This window comes from Bradyrhizobium sp. USDA 4510 (assembly GCF_054059095.1).
The window spans coordinates 6,022,337-6,039,929 of the sequence record NZ_JBSSBT010000001.1 but is presented as its reverse complement, the minus strand read 5'-3'; the positions used below and the strand labels follow the sequence as shown (position 1 = coordinate 6,039,929).

Sequence of the window (17,593 nt, the reverse complement as noted above, 5' to 3'; positions counted from 1 at the left end):
TGCGCGCCTCCTCTCCGTTTCACGTTTGGCGGAAGCTCCGGCAACGGCCGGAGACTTCCTGGATAGGTCAACGCCGGCAAGACTAGGCGGGTTTCTTCGCCTCCGGCGCAAGCACCACCGACGCTTCGCTCGTCAGCATCAGGAAGGTGATGGTCTCCTGGAAATACAGCTGAACCGATTTCGCCGAGTGGCTGAGATAGCCGATCGAAAGATCCTGGCCGATCGAGAGCTGGAAATCGCCGCCGCGGGTGGTCACCAGGACGCCACCCTCGATCGCGGGCGCCCAGATGATCTTGCCGTCGATCAGGCGCTGGATGTGCTGCAGCACCGGATAGCCGTCGTCGGTCGCCCCGCCGATCGCGGTATAGGGCTCGGTGCCGAGCAGCAGCGTATAGGGACCGTTGACGCCGGCAAGCCGCAACTGGCTGACCGCCTGCGCGACCACGGCGGGATAGTTCTTGACGCTCGGCGGCAGCGTCAGCACCGGGTTGCTGGTGCCCTGACGGATACCTTCGATGCCGGCGGCCCGCGTAGCCGTCGAACACCGTGCGATCCTCGGCGAAGGCAATCTTGCGCGCCGCTTCCTTGAGCGGATCCCAGTCGGAATCATTCGCGCCGCGCTCGACATCGTCGATCGCCTGGCGCGAGAGCTCGAACGGCACGCGCAGTTCGACCAGCGCGCGAACGTCGCGTTGCGTCGCCTCGACCCCGTCGCCGGGCGCCGCAATCTTCTTGAGATGACCGGTGCCGACCGCGGAGAAATCCGTTCCCTTCGGACCGTCGACGTCGACGACACGGCGCGCCGCCAGATGGCGCTTCAACGTGCGCGAGGCCTCCTCTTCGATCTGGGCCCATGCCGCGTCCGAGATAGGGGCGAGTGCCCGATGAAGATTATTCATGTCCAGCCTCTCCTTTCAGTGAGCCGATCCCGAGCGAGCCGTCGGACAGCGGTATTCCTGGTGCAGGTGTGTCGCGAGCCCCGGCGTCATCCGGAGACGGCTCGGCGGGCGAAGGTGCCGGCGCCTCGCTCGCGACATCCTCCAGGAAGGTCGCCGACGGGACGAAGAACAGCATGCCGGTGACGGCGCGGCTGAAGTCGAGCAGGCGGTCGTAATTGCCCGGCGGCTTGCCGACGAACATGTTCTCGAGCATCTGCTCGATCCGCTGCGGGGACTTGGCATAGCCGATGAAATAGGTGCCGAACTCGCCCCTGCTGATATTGCCGAACGGCATGTTGTCGCGGACGATATCGAGCTCCTCGCCATTCTCGACGATCGTGGTCAGCGCGTTATGCGCGTAGCTCGGCTTCAGCGCATCGTCGAGCTCGATGTCGGACAGCTTGGTTCGGCCGATGATCTTTTCCTGCATCTCGACCGGCAGCTCGTTCCACTTCTTCAGATCGTGCAGGTATTTTTGCACGATCACATAGCTGCCGCCGGCGAACGCCGCGTCCTCGTCGCCGATGATGGTGGCGTCGGCGGCCGCCTGGTCCTCCGGATTCTCCGTGCCGTCGACGAAGCCGAGCAGGTCGCGTTCGTCGAAATATTTGAAGCCGTGCACCTCGTCGGAGGTCGCAACCGCATCGCCGAGCCGCGTCACGATCTGGGTCGCCAGCTCGAAGCACAGATCCATCGGCACGGCGCGGATGTGAAACAGCAGGTCACCCGGCGTTGCGACGGCGTGGTGGACGCCGTTGATCTCGCGGAACGGATGCAGGCCTTTCGGCTTCGGCGCACCGAACAGCCGGTCCCATGCGTCGGAGCCGATGCCCATGACGCATGACAGCCGGCCCTCGAGATCGCGGAAGCCCACCGCACGCAGCAGCGCGCCCAGATCGGCGCACAGCGACCGCACCACCGCGTCATATTCCGGATTGGGCTTGATCGTGACCGCAAGGAAGATGGCCGCGCGCGTCAGCTTCGCAGCGACCGGTTGCGGAACGGCTGATGGCACGCATGTCTCCTTGACTAAACGGCACTTCCACGAGGACAAAAGGCAGGCGCTGGACGCCGGATCGGCGTCCAGACAGGGGCAGAGGAGCATGCCACTGGAACCTTTACAAGGGCTCGAATGGCTCACGCTCTTGCAGAGGTGCCTGCCTCAATCGACGGGCTTGCCGGACTTCTCTTCCTCGAGGGTCACCGCGATCGCGGCGTTGGCCGAGAGCCGAACCTTGGAGCCTTCGACACCCGCCACGAAGCCGAGCTCGATGAAGTGGTGATGGCCCTTGTGGAAGCCGTCGCTCTCGCTCTTCTTGAGCTTGATGCGGTTGCCCTCGACGTGATCGACGGTGCCGACATGCACGCCATCGGCGCCGATGACCTCCATGTTGTCCTTGATCTTGTGCTGCGTCATGGCGCTCTCCTGGTTGCAGGTCAGCTTGTATATTCGGCTTGCATATGATGCCGGCAGACGACGCGGCGATGACAGCGCGTCGTTGGCGATCCGGCCTGTCTCACACCGGTTCGAATTCGTCCGCCGCCGCGTTCTCCGGCTTCTTGCCGTTGAAGGTGAGGCCGGCCTTGGTGGCCGAGAGTTTTACCTCTGAGCCGTCGCGCACATCGCCGGAAAGGATCATCTCCGCCAGCGGATCCTGCACGCTGCGCTGGATCACCCGCTTCAGCGGGCGGGCGCCGTAAGCCGGATCCCAACCCTTCTCGGCGAGCCAGTCCCGCGCCTTCGGGTCGAGCTCCAGCTCGATCTTGCGATCCTCGAGCAGCTTGCGCAGCCGCGAGAACTGGATCTCGACGATGCGGCCCATGTCGCTCTTCTGCAGCCGGTGAAACAGGATGATCTCGTCGATCCGGTTGAGGAATTCGGGCCGGAAGTGCGCCCGTACCATGTTCATCACCTGCTCGCGCACCGCGCTCGTGCTCTGGCCTTCCGGCTGGTTGACCAGATACTCGGCGCCGATGTTCGAGGTCATGATGATCAGCGTGTTGCGGAAATCGACGGTGCGGCCCTGGCCGTCGGTGAGACGGCCGTCGTCGAGCACCTGCAGCAGTACGTTGAAGACGTCGGGATGCGCCTTCTCGATCTCGTCGAACAGCACCACCTGATAAGGCCGCCGCCGCACCGCTTCGGTCAGGGCACCGCCCTCATCATAGCCGACATAACCGGGAGGCGCGCCGATCAGCCGCGAGACCGAATGCTTTTCCATGTATTCGGACATGTCGAGGCGGATCATCGCGGTCTCGTCATCGAACAGATATTCGGCAAGCGCTTTCGCAAGCTCGGTCTTGCCGACGCCGGTGGGACCTAAGAACATGAACGAGCCGATCGGCCGGTTGGGGTCCTGCAGGCCGGCGCGGGCGCGGCGCACCGCGGTCGACACCGCGCGGACCGCCTCGGCCTGGCCGACGACGCGCTTGCCGAGCATCTCCTCCATGCGCAGCAGCTTGTCCTTCTCGCCTTCCAGCATCTTGTCGACCGGCACGCCGGTCCAGCGCGACACCACCTGCGCGATGTTGTCGGCGGTCACGGTCTCGCTGGCGGACGAGGTCTCGCTGGCTTCGACCGCCGCGAGCTTCTTCTCGAGCTCGGGAATCCGGCCATAGGCCAGCTCACCGGCCTTCTGGAATTCTCCCTTGCGCTGCGCATTGGCAAGCTCGGTACGCAACTGCTCGAGTTCGCCCTTCATCTTCTGCGCATCGGAGAGCTTGCTCTTTTCCGACCGCCATTTCGAAGTCATATCCGCCGATTTCTTTTCCAGGTCGGTGAGATCCTTCTCGAGCGTCTGCAGGCGGCTCTTGGAGCCGAGATCGGTCTCCTTCTTCAGCGCCTCCTGCTCGATCTTCAGCCGGATGATCTCGCGGTCGAGCGAGTCGAGTTCTTCCGGCTTGGAATCGACCTGCATCTTCAGCCGGGCGGCCGCTTCGTCCATCAGGTCGATGGCCTTGTCGGGCAGGAAGCGGTCGGTGATGTAGCGGTTCGACAGCGTCGCGGCTGCAACCAGCGCCGAATCCGCGATGCGCACGCCGTGATGTTGCTCGTATTTGTCCTTCAAGCCGCGCAGGATCGAGATGGTGTCCTCGACCGTCGGCTCGGAGACGAACACCGGCTGGAAGCGCCGCGCCAGCGCTGCATCCTTCTCGACATGCTTGCGGTATTCGTCGAGCGTGGTGGCGCCGATGCAATGCAGCTCGCCGCGAGCGAGCGCGGGCTTCAACAGGTTGGATGCGTCCATCGCGCCGTCGCCCTTGCCGGCGCCGATCAGCGTGTGCATCTCGTCGATGAACAGGATGATGCCGCCCTCGGCCGAGGTCACTTCCTGCAGCACTGCCTTGAGCCGTTCCTCGAACTCGCCGCGATACTTTGCGCCGGCGATCAGCGCGCCGAGATCGAGCGCGAGCAGCGCCTTGTCCTGCAGGCTTTCCGGCACGTCGCCGTTGACGATGCGCAGCGCGAGGCCCTCGACGATCGCGGTCTTGCCGACACCGGGCTCGCCGATCAGCACAGGATTGTTCTTGGTCCGCCGCGACAGCACCTGGATGGTGCGGCGGATCTCCTCGTCGCGGCCGATCACCGGGTCGAGCTTGCCGTCGCGCGCGGCCTGGGTGAGGTCGCGGGCGTATTTCTTCAGCGCGTCATAGGCGTTCTCGGCCGATGCGCTGTCGGCGGTGCGGCCCTTGCGCAGCGCGTTGATGGCCGCATTCAGGTTCTGCGGATTGACACCGCCCTTGGCGAGCAGTTTGCCGGCCTCGCTGTCCTTGTCGGCTGCGAGCGCCTGCAGCAGGCGCTCGACGGAGACGAAACTGTCGCCGGCCTTGTCGGCGGCCTGTTCCGCCGCCGCGAAGGCGCGCGCGGTCTCGGGCGCCAGATAGATCTGTCCGGAGCCGGCGCCGCTGACCTTCGGTATCTTCGCCAGCGCGTCTTCGGTCGCCTTGAGGATCGCGCGCGAATTGCCGCCGGCGCGGTCGATCAGGCCGGCCGCGAGGCCCTCATTGTCGTCGAGCAGCACCTTCAGGATGTGTAGCGTCGAGAACTGCTGATGCCCCTCGCGCATCGCGAGCGATTGCGCCGACTGAATGAAACCGCGAACGCGATCGGTATATTTTTCTATGTTCATCGTGGCACCACCTCAAGGCAACGCAGGCTCGTCGAGATCCATTATGCCACGCAGTTCCGTCGGCGACAGATGGCGGAACGATGACATCCATCATGCAACAGCCCCGTGCAATTGCGCCGGCGGAAAACCGCGGGCCAAAGGCTGCCGCATCTCGCATCGTGTGGTCCTTTCAGGGGAGTGTCAATCGCGCAGCGCGCTCGCTGGGATGCTTCGGTTAAGCCGTTGTGAGGGCTGATGTTCGTCGCTGGCACTCATCCGGGGGCACTGCTACGGCCGCGCGGGCAAGCCGGGTGCACGCGTCGCGCTGATTGCGGTTCGATGGATCGCCGGGCTCGCGAAGCGAGTGCTGGATGAGCATGGATCGCCGTGATCGTACAAAGGCCAAAGGCATGATCGGGACACGCTATCGGAATCGATCACGTCGCGTTTCGCGTAGCTCGCCCGATGATGCAGAGAAGCAACGCGCGATGTTCCACTGCATCGCGCAACGTTGCATCACGGCGCGCTCTGAACCGACCATGAATAGCCGGATGAGCGCGTTTCCGTTTGCGTCGATGCGTTTCAGCCTGGTGTAAGGTCAAGGCGCTAGCGATGAAGTGTGTCGGTGCATTGCCGATGCACGGAACCTTTGTTCCGTCTCACGTTGAACGTGCTCATCGAAGAGGCTCCCAATGACAACTCGTCTCCTTTCGACCGCGTCGTGTGCAGCGATTGCCACGGCGCTGTTCTATGCGACCGCGGTGCCCGCAATCGCGCAGGATGCGGCATGCGCGCCGGTCTCTGCCGTCGAGACCGCGCCGCCGCCGTTGCCGACCTACGATCAGCCGCCGGTGCCTGGTCCCGGCTATATGTGGTCGCCGGGCAACTGGTCGTGGGACGAGGATCGCGGCGATTACTACTGGGTGCCGGGCACCTGGGTGCAGCCGCCGCGGGTCGGGCTGCTGTGGACACCTGGTTATTGGGGCGCGTTCGGCGGCGGCTTCATCTTCCATCAGGGCTACTGGGGTGATCGCGTCGGCTTCTACGGTGGCATCAATTACGGCTTCGGCTACGGCGGGTCGGGCTATGAAGGCGGCCGCTGGGATCACGGCAACTTCTTCTACAATCGGACCGTGAACAATCTGCAGGGTGCGCGGATCACCAACGTCTACGAGAAGAATGTCACGATCAATCAGACCACCGTCAACAACGTCAGCTACAATGGCGGCCGCGGCGGCATCGAGGTGCGGCCGACGCCGGCCGAGCGCGCGGTCGCCAAGGAGCAGCACTTCGCGGCGACGCCGTTGCAACGCAAGCAGGTCGAGACCGCAAGCCAGGATCCGAGCCTGTTCAAGCGGACCAACAATGGCGTGCCCGCAGTCGCCGCAACGGCGCGTCCCGGCGAATTGAAGGGACCGGGCGTGGTTCGCGCGCGGCCGGCCGGCGAAGCGGTGCCGGCCAACGCCGCACGGCCGGCGGCCGGGGAGCCGGGGCACCCGGGAGCTGCACCTGCACCCGCACCGGCTGATTCCCATGCGCTCCCAGTCCCGGGAAAGGAGCTTCCGGCGGCGCATCCGCCCGCCGAGGCGAACAAGCCCGCGGCCGAGGAGAAGCGCGGAGCACCTGCTCCCGAGACCAAGGCCGAGCCGCACCCTGCTGCGCCGGCACCTGCCCACGCGCTTCCGGTTCCCGAGAAGGGCGTTGCGGCGCATCCGTCCGCCGAAGCGAACAGGCCCGCGGTCGAAGAGAAGCGCGCGGCGCCTGCCGCCGAGCCGAAGCTTGAGCCGCATCCTGCAGAAGCGACGCGGCCTGCCGTGCAGGAGAAGCGGCCCGAAGAGGTGCGCAAGGAAGAGCCGCGTCCCGAGCCTGCCGCGAAGCCCGTCGCGCGGCCCGAGCCAGCGAGGCCCGAAGCGCGACCGGAGCCAGCAGCGAAGCCGCAAGCGCACCCGGAGACGATGGCGCGCCCTGAGCCGCATCCGCAGCCGCAGGCCGCCCATCCCCAGCCGGCGGCACGGCCGGAGCCGCACGCCGCTCCGCATGCCGCTCCGCATGCTGCGCCTGCGGCAGGTCATCCCGCAGAGGAGAAGCGGCAGGAGCAACACTAAGGCACGTCCGCGCTCCGCTGGCTCGTTCCGGCGGAGCGCGGTATTGTTCCGCCTGTGCAAGCGATCATCACGGGAGGTTGGTCATGGCACAGAGTCACGGTGGCGATGGACAGCTCGACGATGGCAAGCCGCGTTTGAGCGAGGACGATATGCAGCGCGCCCTGCTCGGTCCGCGGGGCGTGCCAGGCAAGGCGGATACCGCCAAGATGACGCCGCAGCAGCAAAAGAACATGCCCACTTATCTGGACCCCGGACATACATCCTAACTTGTCATGTCACGTGAGCGCATGCTGCGTCGGCCGCTTCCGGGCGGCGCGCCTGCGCACTTGCAAATCGCCTGCTTTTGCGCCCTCATGATTACAGGTGCACTCACGGTGTTGCGGAGCAGGTTGTGAGAAATCCGTACGAGGTTCTTGGCGTTGCCCCGACGGCGTCTGCGGCCGATATCCAGAAGGCCTATCGCAAGCTGGCGAAGAAGCTGCACCCGGACCTCAATCCGGGTGACAAGGCGGCCGAAGACAAATTCAAGGAAGTCGCTGCTGCGAACGATCTGCTCTCGGATGCCGAGAAGCGCAAGCGCTTCGATGCCGGCGAGATCGATGCTGATGGCGTCGAGCGGCCGCAGCATCGCTACTACAGGGATTTCGCCACCGCGGATGCGGGGCATCCCTATGCCGACAGTTCCGGCTATGCCGACTACATGGACCAGGACGACGCCTTCGCCGAATTGCTCCGGCGCAGCGAGCAGGCGCGCGCCAACCGGCGCGGCTGCGATTTGCATTACGCTCTCGCGATCGACTTCGCGGAATCGATCACCGGTGCGAGCAAGCGGCTGACGCTTCCCGACGGCGGTACGCTCGATGTGACGATCCCACCGGGGCTCGTCGATGGCCAGATCATTCGTCTGCGCGGCAAGGGCATGCCCGGCAGCGGCAAGGGCGGTCCCGGCGATGCGCTGATCGAGGTGGAAGTTCGCCCCGACCCGCGCTTCACCCGCGAGGGTGACGACATTACGCTGGAACTGCCGATCTCGCTGTCCGAGGCGGTGCTCGGCGGAAAAGTCCGCGTTCCGACGCCGACCGGTGCCGTGACCATGACGGTTCCGAAGGGATCGAACACCGGCACGACCATGCGGTTGCGCGGCAAGGGTGCGCCCCGCGTCGGCGGAGGCCATGGCGACGAGCTCGTCAAGCTCAAGGTGGTCCTGCCCAAGGGACCCGATCCCGAGCTCGAGGCGTTTGTGTCGAACTGGGATCGAAAGGCATTCGATCCGCGCGAGGATGGTGCATCATGAATAAGCAGCAGTTCCTCATCGATGCGGGTCTGGAGGTGCAGACCCTGGAGTTCTGGATCGAGCAGCAATGGCTCGTGCCGGACGAGACCGCCAGCGAGATCAGCTTCTCCGACACCGACGTGGCGCGCGCGCATCTGATCCGCGACCTGAAGGGCGACTTCGGCGTCAACGACGAGGGCATCGACGTCATCCTTCATCTGGTCGATCAGCTGCACGGCCTGCGCCGCGCGTTCGAACAATTGCACAAGGACATGGCGTCACCACCGCGCTAGGCGCCTCACTTGCGATGAACCTCAGCCTTGGGACTCAGCCTTGGGATCAACCTGGGAGGCGATCATGACGGACAAGCCGACGCCGCTGGCGCATGGCGAGATCGACGTTCTTATCCTGCAGGCGCTGGTGCGCAAGCTGATCGCGAAAGGCGTGTTGACGCCGGACGACGTCCGGTCGATGCTGTTCGAGGCCGCCAAGAATCTTGACCTGGTCGGCAGCGAACTGACGACGGAAGCCGCCAACGTCATCGTGCAGGAGGATCTGGCGCCGGCATTCCTTGGCAGCTAGTGTCCCGAATCCGAAGTTCGCATCATTTGCCGCACCTTCGGGGCGAACTTCGGATTCGATAAGGACACTAGCGAACTTGTGATTCTAGTGTGCTTTATGAATGCGAAGTTCGTGAAAGTGGCTGCCGCGAAGTTGCACGAACTTCGCATTCAGCACACTAGCGCATGATCCGGAAAAGTGGAAGCCGGTTTTCCCTCGCGACAGACGCAAAGCGTTTGCACGGTGATCACGCTCAAACAAAGAGCTCAAATAATGAGGCTTTAGGTCTGGCCGCCGCGGGTGGAGACCAGTCGGATCCGGGTGACCTGGCCGGCATTGCCGGCGAGATAGGCTTGTGCGTCACGCACCAGCCGCTCCACGGCGGCCGCGTCATAGCTCGGATGACGGGTGTTCAGATGCAAGTCGGTCTCGATCTGCATGACGTTTGTCGTGTCCGCGGCGCCGATCTCGACCGAGAACGACACCAGCGATACGTGCGGGCTCTTGAAGGCCATCGCTCGATCTCCTTCATCGCGTGACGCGCGGCGCGCATCTGTACGGTGGGTGCAGTCTATCTCAAGCTGCCGAATCCTGCTCGGCCGTTCGCATAGCAGCCGGACGCGCCCTGTCGAGCTCCTCGATCATGCCGCGGGCGATCTCGCGCTCGCCCATGATCACGATGTCGGCGCCAAGTGCTTTGAGATGATCGACCTCGGCGTCGGAATGTGCACGGGCGATGATCTGGATATCGGCATTCGCGGCGCGCGCCTGTTCGACGATCTGGCCGGCCTCGAAGGCTTCGGGAATGGCGATGACCAGCGATCGCGCGCCGGCCGGATTGGTCGCGCGCAGCACGCTGGCGCGCGCGGCGTTGCCCATCAGCGCTTCGATGCCGCGCTCCTTGAGCTTGGCGACCATGTCGTCGGATGCCTCGACCGCGAGAAACGGCGCGCTGCGTTGATGCAGCGCATCGCCGACGATGCTGCCGACCCGGCCGTAGCCGACCAGGATGGTGTGATCCTGCAATTCAGTGACCGGGATTGGTTCAGAAGCTGCGGCAGTTGGCGAGGAGGTCTGCGGCTTATCGAGCCGCGACGTCAGCCAGTCGACGACCGCGAACACCAGCGGGTTGAGCATGATCGAGAAGATCGCGCCCGCCAGGATCAGGTCGCGGCCGGCCTTTGGCAGCAGATTGAGCGCAACGCCGATTTCGGCCAGGATGAAGGAGAATTCGCCGATCTGGGCGAGGCTCGCCGAGATCATCAGGGCAGTTGCCATCGGATGACGGAACAGCACGACGATCAGAAGGGCTGCGATCGACTTGCCGACCACGATGACGAACAGCGTCGCGACGAATGGCCAGGGCTCGCGGACCACGCTCATCGGGTCGAACAGCATGCCGACGGAGACGAAGAACAGCACCGCGAACGCATCGCGCAGCGGCAGGGTCTCCTGGGCCGCGCGCTGGCTGAGCGGCGATTCCCGCAGCATCATTCCGGCGAAGAAGGCGCCGAGCGCCAGCGAGACGCCGAACAGCTTGGTCGCGCCGAACGCGATGCAGAGCGCGATCGCGAGCACGGTCAGCCGGAACAGCTCGCGCGAGCCGGTATGCGCGATGTAGTGCAGGACCCACGGGATCAGCCGGCGTCCGACCACCAGCATCAGCGCGATGAACACGGCGATCTTGATCAGCGTCAGCACCAGCACGCCGGTGAGCCCGAGACCGAAACGGGCGGCGAGCGGGTCGGAGGTGAGCGCCGCGCCATCGCCGCCCTGCAAGCTCGCCACCGCCGGGAACAGCACCAGCGCCAGCACCATGGCGAGGTCTTCGACGATCAGCCAGCCGACCGCGATCTTGCCGCGTTCGGTGTCCATCAGGCGGCGCTCCTGCAGCGCGCGCAACAGCACGACGGTACTTGCGACCGACAGCGCGAGGCCGAACACCAGACCCGCGCCGACGGTCCAGCCCATCAATAGCGCGAGGCCGAGGCCCATCAATGTGGCGACCGCAATCTGCGCTATCGCGCCGGGCACCGCGATCGCGCGCACCGACAACAGATCGTTCAGCGAGAAATGCAGGCCGACGCCGAACATCAGGAGAATGATACCGAGCTCCGCCAGCTCGGTTGCCAGCGCCTGATCGGCAACGAAGCCGGGCGTGAAGGGACCGACGGCCACGCCCGCGAGCAGATAACCGACCAGTGGCGGAACCCGAAAGCGCTGGGCGATGGTTCCGAAGACAAAAGCGAGGCCGAGGCCCGCGACGACGGTCGCGATCAGAGGTGTGTCATGCGGCATTTCGCCTTGTCGCACAGCATCCCTGGCGGTGCACCGCGACCATTTGAGGCGCGGCATTCCGCGCGGAAATCGTGATCTATTGCTCATGGTGTGAGCATATGATCTCATGCCGGGATGGATCAGCGGCTTCCCGAGACCGATCTCGTCATCTTTGACTGCGACGGCGTGCTCGTCGACAGCGAGGAATTGAGCTGCCGCTGCCTTGCCGAGGCGATGGTTCGGGCCGGCATCGGGATGAGCACCGAGCGGGCGCTCGAGCTCTTCCTCGGCCGCAGCACCGCGGCCCTGGTCGACTACTGCCGGGGCGTGGGAAAGCCGTTGCCCGAGACGTTTCTGCCTGACCTCGCGCTGCAGGTCCGTGAGACCTTCCGCTCCCGGCTGAAGCCGATCGCCGGCATCGCGGCGGTGCTCGAGGAATTGCGGCTGCCATATTGTGTCGCCTCATCGAGCGATCTCGAGCGGGTGAAGTTCTCGCTGGAGCTGACCGGCCTCGCCGCCAGCTTCGGGCCGCGGCTCTACACCGCGCAGATGGTCAAGCGCGGCAAGCCGGCCCCGGATCTGTTCTTGCATGCGGCAAGCGCCATGAGCGCCGCGCCGCGCCGCACGCTCGTGATCGAAGACAGCGTCAGCGGCGTGATGGCCGCGAAGGCGGCGGGCATGAAAGTGTGGGGATTTGTCGGCGGCGCCCACTATCGGTTGGCGGATGGCAGTGCTCTGCTGCGGCAAGCGGGGGCGGATCGAATCTTCGCCGCGATGACGGATTTCTGGATGGAAGGCTGACGCAAGACGATGGCTGCGCCCGACAACGAAAAGTCTCGCCTCGACGATGCGGCGCGCGCCGGCTGGCTGTATTTCATCGCGGGCCACACCCAGGATGAGATTGCGAAAATGCTGCAGGTGTCGCGCGCCTCGGCGCAGCGTCTGGTGTCGCTGTGCCTCGCGGAGCGGCTGATCACGTTTCGCCTCGAACACCCCATCGCGGCCTGCATGGAGCTGGCCTCCCGGCTGAAGGCGCGGTTCGATCTGGTGCATTGCGACGTCGTGCCGACCGATCCGGCGGCGCCGCTGTCCAATGCAGGGATCGCCGAGCGCAGCGCCAATCTGCTGGAGACGACGCTGCGCTCGGAGACGCCTGTGATCGTGGCGCTCGGCACCGGCCGCGCGGTGCGCGCCGCGGTCGAGCGGGTCTCGCCGATCGAGCGGCCCGATCACCAGATCGTCTCGCTGGTCGGCAACATCTCCGCCGACGGCTCGGCGAGCTTCTACGACACGGTGGGACGGCTCGCCGACCGCACCGGCGCGCGCCATTACCCGATGCCGCTGCCGTTCCTGATGTCGAGCGAGGACGAGCGCAACCGCATGGTGCGCATCGACCCGATCGCGCGGGTGAGGGCGGTCGCCGCCAAGGCCGATCTGCGGCTGATCGGCATCGGCCAGATGGACCAGAAGGCCCAGGTCCATGTCGACGGCTTCGTCACCCGCGAGGAACTGCTGGAGATGATGCGGCTCGGCGCGGTCGGCGAGGTGACCGGCTGGGCCTATGACGCCAAGGGCCGTCTGATCAAGGGCGGCACCAACAAGCGGCTGACCAGCATTCCGCCGCAGATCCCAGCGGAAGCGACCACGATCGCCGCGGCGGTCGGCGCCGCCAAGGTGCCCTCGATCAAGGCCGCATTGGCGGGCCGGGTGATCAACGGCCTCATCACCGATGAGGCCACCGCGCGCGCGGTGCTGGATCGTTAGGCGCCACGAGTCGTACTTCACCTCGCCCCGCTTGCGGGGAGAGGTCGGATCGCATCGGAGATGCGATCCGGGTGAGGGGGAATCTCCGCGCATTCGTCCGCTTCGTATGCGCGGAAAGAGCCCCTCACCCCAACCCTCTCCCCGTAAGAACGGGGCGAGGGAGCGCTGTCCCGCTGTGGCCGCAAATCGAGTTGCCGTCTGGGTCTCAGCGCCCTTCTTCATCTCCGCAGACACCTCCATTCCAGCGTGCAGTGGAACCCGCGAACGCGCGGGACGGCGCTCCCGCGTGCTTGACAAAGTTTGGCGACGGAGTGAACATACGCTCAACACGTGGGCATATGCTCAACGTGACAAAGGGAGGTCACCTTGAAAAACGTCCTTTGCGCCGTTGCGGGCGCGGCTGCTGTTTTGATCTCTGCCCCCTCGATCGCCCAGACCACGCTGACGGTGGCGACCGTCAACAATGGCGACATGATCCGCATGCAGGGGCTCACCAGCGAATTCACCGCGAAGAATCCCGACATCACCGTCAAATGGGTGACGCTCGAGGAGAACGTGCTGCGCCAGCGCGTGACCACCGACATCGCCACCAAGGGCGGCCAGTTCGACGTGCTCACCATCGGCACCTATGAGGTGCCGATCTGGGCCAAGAAGAACTGGCTGGTGCCGCTCGACAAGCTCGGCGCCGATTACGACGTCGGCGACCTCCTGCCCAAGATCAAGGATGCGGTCTCGGTCGACGGCAAGCTCTATGCCGCGCCGTTCTACGGCGAAAGCTCGATGGTGATGTATCGCACCGACCTGTTCGACAAGGCCGGCCTGAAGATGCCGGAGAGCCCGACCTGGGACTTCGTGGTCGACGCCGCCAAGAAGCTGACCGACAAGTCCGCCGGCGTCTATGGCATCTGCCTGCGCGGCAAGGCCGGCTGGGGCGAGAACATGGCGTTCCTGACCGCGATGGCCAATTCCTACGGTGCGCGCTGGTTCGACGAGAAGTGGGAGCCGCAATTCACCTCGCCGGAATGGAAGAAGACGCTGACGACCTATGTCGATCTGATGAAGCAGGCCGGCCCTCCCGGCGCCTCTTCCAACGGCTTCAACGAGAACCTCGCACTGTTCAACGCCGGCAAATGCGCGATGTGGATCGATGCCACCGTGGCGGCGTCGTTCGTCAGCAATCCGAAGGAATCCACGGTCGCCGACAAGGTCGGCTTTGCGCTGGCGCCGAACACCGGGCTCGGCAAGAACGCCAACTGGCTGTGGGCGTGGAGTCTCGCGGTCCCCGCCGGCTCGAAGAAGGTCGAGGCGGCCGAGAAGTTCATCGCCTGGGCGACCAGCAAGGACTACACCAAGCTCGTCGCCGCGAAGGAAGGCTGGGCCAACGTGCCGCCGGGCACGCGCACCTCGCTGTACAACAACCCCGACTATCTGAAGGTCGCGCCCTTCGCCAAGCTGACCTTGGCCTCGATCGATGCCGCCGATCCAAACAAGCCGACGGTGAAGCCGGTGCCTTACGTCGGCGTGCAGTATGCGGCGATCCCTGAATTCCAGGGTATCGGCACCCAGGTGGGCCAGCAGTTCTCCGCGGCGCTCTCAGGTTCGACCACCGTCGATGCGGCGCTCACCGCTGCGCAGTCCGCGACCGAGCGCGAAATGAAGCGTGCGGGATACATCAAATAAACTCACCGCGACCCGATAGCCAGGGCGTGACGAGCGCCTTGGCCGCCCGACCAGCTTAGACCTCCCGAGCTGGGCCACTTGCGACCATCCTGTCCCGCAGCGGGATGGTCGCTCCTTTCCTTGAGAAGGAGGCGGGGATGGCGACCCAGCAGACCCAACTGCTTGCACGCACGCTGCTCACGCCCGCCGTGGCGCTGCTGTTCATCTGGATGATCGTGCCGCTGGCGCTCACGATCTATTTCGCGACCCTGCATTACAATCTGCTCGATCCCGGCTCTGAATCATTCGTTGGGCTGGAGAATTTCCGCTACTTCCTGACCGATCCGGCCTTCCTCGCCTCGTTGCAGAACACCCTGGTGCTGGTCGGCTCGGTGCTCGCGATCACGATCATCCTCGGCGTGCCGCTGGCGCTGCTGCTCGACCAGCAGGTGGTCGGGCTCTCGATCGTCCGCCTGATGGTGATCGCGCCGTTCTTCGTGATGCCGACGGTGAGCGCGCTGGTCTGGAAGAACCTGTTGATGCATCCGGTGTCGGGCCTGTTCGCCTGGATCGCGCATCTGTTCGGGCTGCCGGCGATCGACTGGTTCAACGACGCGCCGCTGTTCTCGGTGATCCTGATCATCTCCTGGCAATGGCTGCCGTTCGCAACCCTGATCCTGCTCACCGCGCTGCAATCGCTCGACGAGGAGCAGAAGGAGGCGGCCGAGATGGACGGCGCCAGCGCGATCTCGACCTTCATCTACATCACGCTGCCGCATTTGGCGCGCCCGATCACCGTGGTGATCCTGATCGAAACCATCTTCCTGCTCACGGTGTTCGCGGAGATCTTCGTCACCACCGGCGGCGGCCCCGGCCTGCAGACCACCAACATCGCCTTCCTGATCTATTCGCAGGCGCTGATCCAGTACGATGTCGGCAGCGCCTCGGCGGGTGGCCTGGTCGCGGTGGTCCTCGCCAACATCGTCGCCTTCTTCCTCGTTCGTATCGTCGGCCGGAATCTGGAGGCGTAACGTCATGGCGCGGATGGTCACGACACGGCGCAAGGTGATCTCGACGGCGGCGGCCTGGCTGGTCGGCTTCCTGATCTTCTTCCCGATCCTCTGGATGGTGCTGGCGAGCTTCAAGACCGAGCTCGAGGCGTTCGCGATCCCACCCTCGTTCCTGTTCTTTCACTGGACCACCGAGAACTATGCCACGGTGCAGGAGCGCAGCGACTATTTCCACCACGCGCTCAACTCGATCATCATTGCCGGCGGCTCGACCTTGATCGCGATGCTGATCGCGATCCCGGCGGCGTGGTCGATGGCGTTCTCGCCGACCAAGCGGACCAAGGACGTGCTGCTCTGGATGCTGTCTACCAAGATGATGCCGCCGGTCGGCGTGCTGGTGCCGATCTATCTGATCTACCGCACCTTCGGTCTGCTCGACACCCGCTCTGGCCTGATCTTCATCCTGTGCCTCGGCAATCTGCCGATCGTGATCTGGATGCTGTTCACCTATTTCAAGGAGATCCCCAAGGACATCCTCGAGGCGGCGCGGATGGACGGCGCCACGATCGGGCGCGAGCTGATCTATGTGCTGACGCCGATGGCGGTGCCGGGGCTGGCCTCGACGTTGCTGCTCAATCTGATCCTGGCGTGGAACGAGGCGTTCTGGACCCTCAATCTGTCGACGCTCGAGGCGGCGCCGCTCACCGTCTTCATCGCGTCCTATTCCAGCCCGGAAGGATTGTTCTGGGCGAAATTGTCGGCGGCGTCGACGCTCGCGATCGCGCCCATTCTCGTGCTCGGCTGGTTCAGTCAGCGGCAGCTAGTCCGCGGACTGACCTTCGGCGCGGTCAAGTAGCAGAAAGGCTTTTGCCATGGGTCAGATTACGCTGCAGGGTGTGCAAAAATCGTTCGGGCCGGTCCACATCATCAAGGGCGCCGATCTCGACATCGCCGACGGCTCCTTCGTCGTGTTCGTCGGTCCGTCCGGCTGCGGCAAGACCACGCTGCTGCGGCTGATCGCAGGGCTCGAGGATGTCACCGGCGGCGCCATCCTGATCGACGGACGCAATGTGGTCGACGTGCCGCCGGCCAAGCGCGGGCTGTCGATGGTGTTCCAGTCCTACGCGCTCTATCCGCATATGAGCGTGCGCGGCAACATCGCGTTCGGCCTGAAGATGGCCGGGATCGCCAAGGGCGAGATCAACCGCAAGGTCGAGGCGGCCGCGGCGACGCTCAATCTGACGCCCTATCTCGACCGCAAGCCGCGCGAGCTCTCCGGCGGCCAGCGCCAGCGCGTCGCGATCGGGCGCGCCATCGTGCGCGAGCCGAAGGCGTTCCTGTTCGACGAGCCGCTGTCCAATCTCGATGCCGCGCTGCGCGTGCAGATGCGGCTCGAGGTGACGCGGTTGCAGAAGCAGCTCGGCACCACGGCGATCTACGTCACCCACGACCAGGTCGAGGCCATGACCATGGCGGACAAGATCGTGGTGCTGAACGGCGGCAAGATCGAGCAATACGGATCGCCGCTCGAGCTCTACGAAAAGCCGGCCAATCTGTTCGTCGCCGGCTTCATCGGCTCGCCGAAGATGAATTTCGTCACCGGTGAGATCGCCAAGCAGCAGGGCGGCGCGACCATCGGGGTGCGGCCCGAGCATCTGAAGGTCGAGCGCGACGGGCAGGGCGGCTGGCACGGCACCGTCTCGGTCGCCGAGCATCTCGGCAGCGACACCTTCCTCTATGTCGACGCCGGACCGCTGGGAATGCTGACCGCGCGCTATGTCGGCGAGCTCGACTTGCATCCCGGCGACCGAGTGTCGCTGATCCCGGATCCGGCGCGCATCCACCGTTTCGACGACAGCGGAAAATCGATTCACGCGTAGAGCGTGATCCGGACCCG

17 protein-coding genes and 1 pseudogene are annotated in these 17,593 nt (G+C 64.9%); 12 read left to right on the top strand and 6 right to left on the bottom strand.

The genetic code is table 11. The features are described from left to right. Positions 1 to 82 precede the first annotated feature (82 nt). The 4 genes and pseudogenes from ACVMDN_RS28120 to clpB all read right to left on the bottom strand — a co-directional run bounded on the left by ACVMDN_RS28120 (position 83) and on the right by clpB (position 5,068). Positions 83 to 899: pseudogene (locus ACVMDN_RS28120) on the bottom strand (family 1 encapsulin nanocompartment shell protein). Then, a complete protein-coding gene (locus ACVMDN_RS28115) occupies positions 892 to 1,953 on the bottom strand; it encodes a Dyp-type peroxidase (protein ID WP_076830609.1) in 1,062 nt (353 codons plus the stop codon). The pseudogene ACVMDN_RS28120 and the gene ACVMDN_RS28115 overlap by 8 nt, the downstream one beginning before the upstream one ends. 147 nt (positions 1,954 to 2,100) lie before the next feature. Continuing rightward, on the bottom strand, positions 2,101 to 2,355 hold the full coding sequence (locus tag ACVMDN_RS28110) for a DUF2171 domain-containing protein (RefSeq protein WP_057019219.1): 255 nt from the start codon (positions 2,353 to 2,355) through the stop codon (positions 2,101 to 2,103). Positions 2,356 to 2,455: 100 nt separating this feature from the next. Next, positions 2,456 to 5,068, bottom strand: coding sequence for an ATP-dependent chaperone ClpB (clpB, locus tag ACVMDN_RS28105; RefSeq protein WP_057019220.1), 2,613 nt, complete (start codon positions 5,066 to 5,068; stop codon positions 2,456 to 2,458). 350 nt (positions 5,069 to 5,418) lie between these two features. Here clpB and ACVMDN_RS28100 point away from each other — a divergent pair, with 350 nt between their 5' ends. From ACVMDN_RS28100 to ACVMDN_RS28075, 6 genes are all read left to right on the top strand, one after another. Further along, positions 5,419 to 5,643: a hypothetical protein gene (locus ACVMDN_RS28100; RefSeq protein WP_141340045.1), complete on the top strand. Its 225-nt coding sequence runs from the start codon at positions 5,419 to 5,421 to the stop codon at positions 5,641 to 5,643. A 96-nt stretch (positions 5,644 to 5,739) separates the two neighbouring features. Further along, the gene (locus ACVMDN_RS28095; RefSeq protein ID WP_076830612.1) at positions 5,740 to 7,152 is read left to right on the top strand and encodes a YXWGXW repeat-containing protein; all 1,413 of its coding nucleotides are present in this window, start codon (positions 5,740 to 5,742) and stop codon (positions 7,150 to 7,152) included. A gap of 83 nt (positions 7,153 to 7,235) precedes the next feature. Beyond that, positions 7,236 to 7,418: a hypothetical protein gene (locus ACVMDN_RS28090; protein WP_057019222.1), complete on the top strand. Its 183-nt coding sequence runs from the start codon at positions 7,236 to 7,238 to the stop codon at positions 7,416 to 7,418. Positions 7,419 to 7,543: 125 nt separating this feature from the next. After that, positions 7,544 to 8,446 (top strand): DnaJ C-terminal domain-containing protein, encoded by a 903-nt coding sequence (locus ACVMDN_RS28085; RefSeq protein ID WP_456834825.1) that lies wholly within the window; start codon positions 7,544 to 7,546, stop codon positions 8,444 to 8,446. Next, positions 8,443 to 8,718 (top strand): chaperone modulator CbpM, encoded by a 276-nt coding sequence (locus ACVMDN_RS28080; RefSeq protein WP_057019224.1) that lies wholly within the window; start codon positions 8,443 to 8,445, stop codon positions 8,716 to 8,718. The genes ACVMDN_RS28085 and ACVMDN_RS28080 overlap by 4 nt, the downstream gene beginning before the upstream one ends. Before the next feature lie 64 nt (positions 8,719 to 8,782). Continuing rightward, positions 8,783 to 9,007 (top strand): hypothetical protein, encoded by a 225-nt coding sequence (locus ACVMDN_RS28075; protein ID WP_076830615.1) that lies wholly within the window; start codon positions 8,783 to 8,785, stop codon positions 9,005 to 9,007. Positions 9,008 to 9,267: 260 nt separating this feature from the next. Here the strand turns inward: ACVMDN_RS28075 and ACVMDN_RS28070 are convergent, their stop codons facing one another. Continuing rightward, entirely contained in the window at positions 9,268 to 9,501 is a 234-nt protein-coding gene (locus ACVMDN_RS28070; RefSeq protein WP_028343292.1) for a hypothetical protein, read from the bottom strand. A 61-nt stretch (positions 9,502 to 9,562) separates the two neighbouring features. Next, on the bottom strand, positions 9,563 to 11,284 hold the full coding sequence (gene ybaL / locus ACVMDN_RS28065; RefSeq protein WP_076830617.1) for a YbaL family putative K(+) efflux transporter: 1,722 nt from the start codon (positions 11,282 to 11,284) through the stop codon (positions 9,563 to 9,565). Between the two features lie 114 nt (positions 11,285 to 11,398). On the opposite strand from ybaL, the gene ACVMDN_RS28060 reads away from it, so the two are divergent. The 6 genes from ACVMDN_RS28060 (at position 11,399) to ACVMDN_RS28035 (ending at position 17,576) form a co-directional block, all read left to right on the top strand. After that, positions 11,399 to 12,064: an HAD family hydrolase gene (locus ACVMDN_RS28060; RefSeq protein ID WP_076830620.1), complete on the top strand. Its 666-nt coding sequence runs from the start codon at positions 11,399 to 11,401 to the stop codon at positions 12,062 to 12,064. A gap of 9 nt (positions 12,065 to 12,073) precedes the next feature. Then, complete coding sequence (locus ACVMDN_RS28055; protein WP_076830623.1) at positions 12,074 to 13,027, top strand: sugar-binding transcriptional regulator; 954 nt, start codon at positions 12,074 to 12,076, stop codon at positions 13,025 to 13,027. 366 nt (positions 13,028 to 13,393) lie between these two features. After that, the gene (locus tag ACVMDN_RS28050) at positions 13,394 to 14,707 is read left to right on the top strand and encodes an ABC transporter substrate-binding protein (protein ID WP_076830626.1); all 1,314 of its coding nucleotides are present in this window, start codon (positions 13,394 to 13,396) and stop codon (positions 14,705 to 14,707) included. Positions 14,708 to 14,844: 137 nt separating this feature from the next. Next, complete coding sequence (locus tag ACVMDN_RS28045; RefSeq protein WP_024583852.1) at positions 14,845 to 15,717, top strand: carbohydrate ABC transporter permease; 873 nt, start codon at positions 14,845 to 14,847, stop codon at positions 15,715 to 15,717. Positions 15,718 to 15,721: 4 nt separating this feature from the next. After that, positions 15,722 to 16,552 (top strand): carbohydrate ABC transporter permease, encoded by an 831-nt coding sequence (locus tag ACVMDN_RS28040; protein WP_028334898.1) that lies wholly within the window; start codon positions 15,722 to 15,724, stop codon positions 16,550 to 16,552. A gap of 16 nt (positions 16,553 to 16,568) precedes the next feature. After that, positions 16,569 to 17,576, top strand: a complete 1,008-nt coding sequence (locus ACVMDN_RS28035; protein WP_076830629.1) for an ABC transporter ATP-binding protein — start codon at positions 16,569 to 16,571, stop codon at positions 17,574 to 17,576. The last annotated feature ends 17 nt before the right edge of the window (positions 17,577 to 17,593 follow it).

Bases quoted from the DNA above. Each gene is read 5' to 3' on its own strand.
- ACVMDN_RS28060 (WP_076830620.1), top strand. From the start codon at position 11,399: ATGGATCAGCGGCTTCCCGAGACCGATCTCGTCATCTTTGACTGCGAC.
- ACVMDN_RS28095 (WP_076830612.1), top strand. From the start codon at position 5,740: ATGACAACTCGTCTCCTTTCGACCGCGTCGTGTGCAGCGATTGCCACG.
- ACVMDN_RS28040 (WP_028334898.1), top strand. From the start codon at position 15,722: ATGGCGCGGATGGTCACGACACGGCGCAAGGTGATCTCGACGGCGGCG.
- ACVMDN_RS28045 (WP_024583852.1), top strand. From the start codon at position 14,845: ATGGCGACCCAGCAGACCCAACTGCTTGCACGCACGCTGCTCACGCCC.
- clpB (WP_057019220.1), bottom strand. From the start codon at position 5,068: ATGAACATAGAAAAATATACCGATCGCGTTCGCGGTTTCATTCAGTCG.
- ACVMDN_RS28055 (WP_076830623.1), top strand. From the start codon at position 12,074: ATGGCTGCGCCCGACAACGAAAAGTCTCGCCTCGACGATGCGGCGCGC.
- ACVMDN_RS28035 (WP_076830629.1), top strand. From the start codon at position 16,569: ATGGGTCAGATTACGCTGCAGGGTGTGCAAAAATCGTTCGGGCCGGTC.
- ybaL (WP_076830617.1), bottom strand. From the start codon at position 11,284: ATGCCGCATGACACACCTCTGATCGCGACCGTCGTCGCGGGCCTCGGC.
- ACVMDN_RS28100 (WP_141340045.1), top strand. From the start codon at position 5,419: ATGAGCATGGATCGCCGTGATCGTACAAAGGCCAAAGGCATGATCGGG.
- ACVMDN_RS28110 (WP_057019219.1), bottom strand. From the start codon at position 2,355: ATGACGCAGCACAAGATCAAGGACAACATGGAGGTCATCGGCGCCGAT.
- ACVMDN_RS28080 (WP_057019224.1), top strand. From the start codon at position 8,443: ATGAATAAGCAGCAGTTCCTCATCGATGCGGGTCTGGAGGTGCAGACC.
- ACVMDN_RS28075 (WP_076830615.1), top strand. From the start codon at position 8,783: ATGACGGACAAGCCGACGCCGCTGGCGCATGGCGAGATCGACGTTCTT.
- ACVMDN_RS28070 (WP_028343292.1), bottom strand. From the start codon at position 9,501: ATGGCCTTCAAGAGCCCGCACGTATCGCTGGTGTCGTTCTCGGTCGAG.
- ACVMDN_RS28090 (WP_057019222.1), top strand. From the start codon at position 7,236: ATGGCACAGAGTCACGGTGGCGATGGACAGCTCGACGATGGCAAGCCG.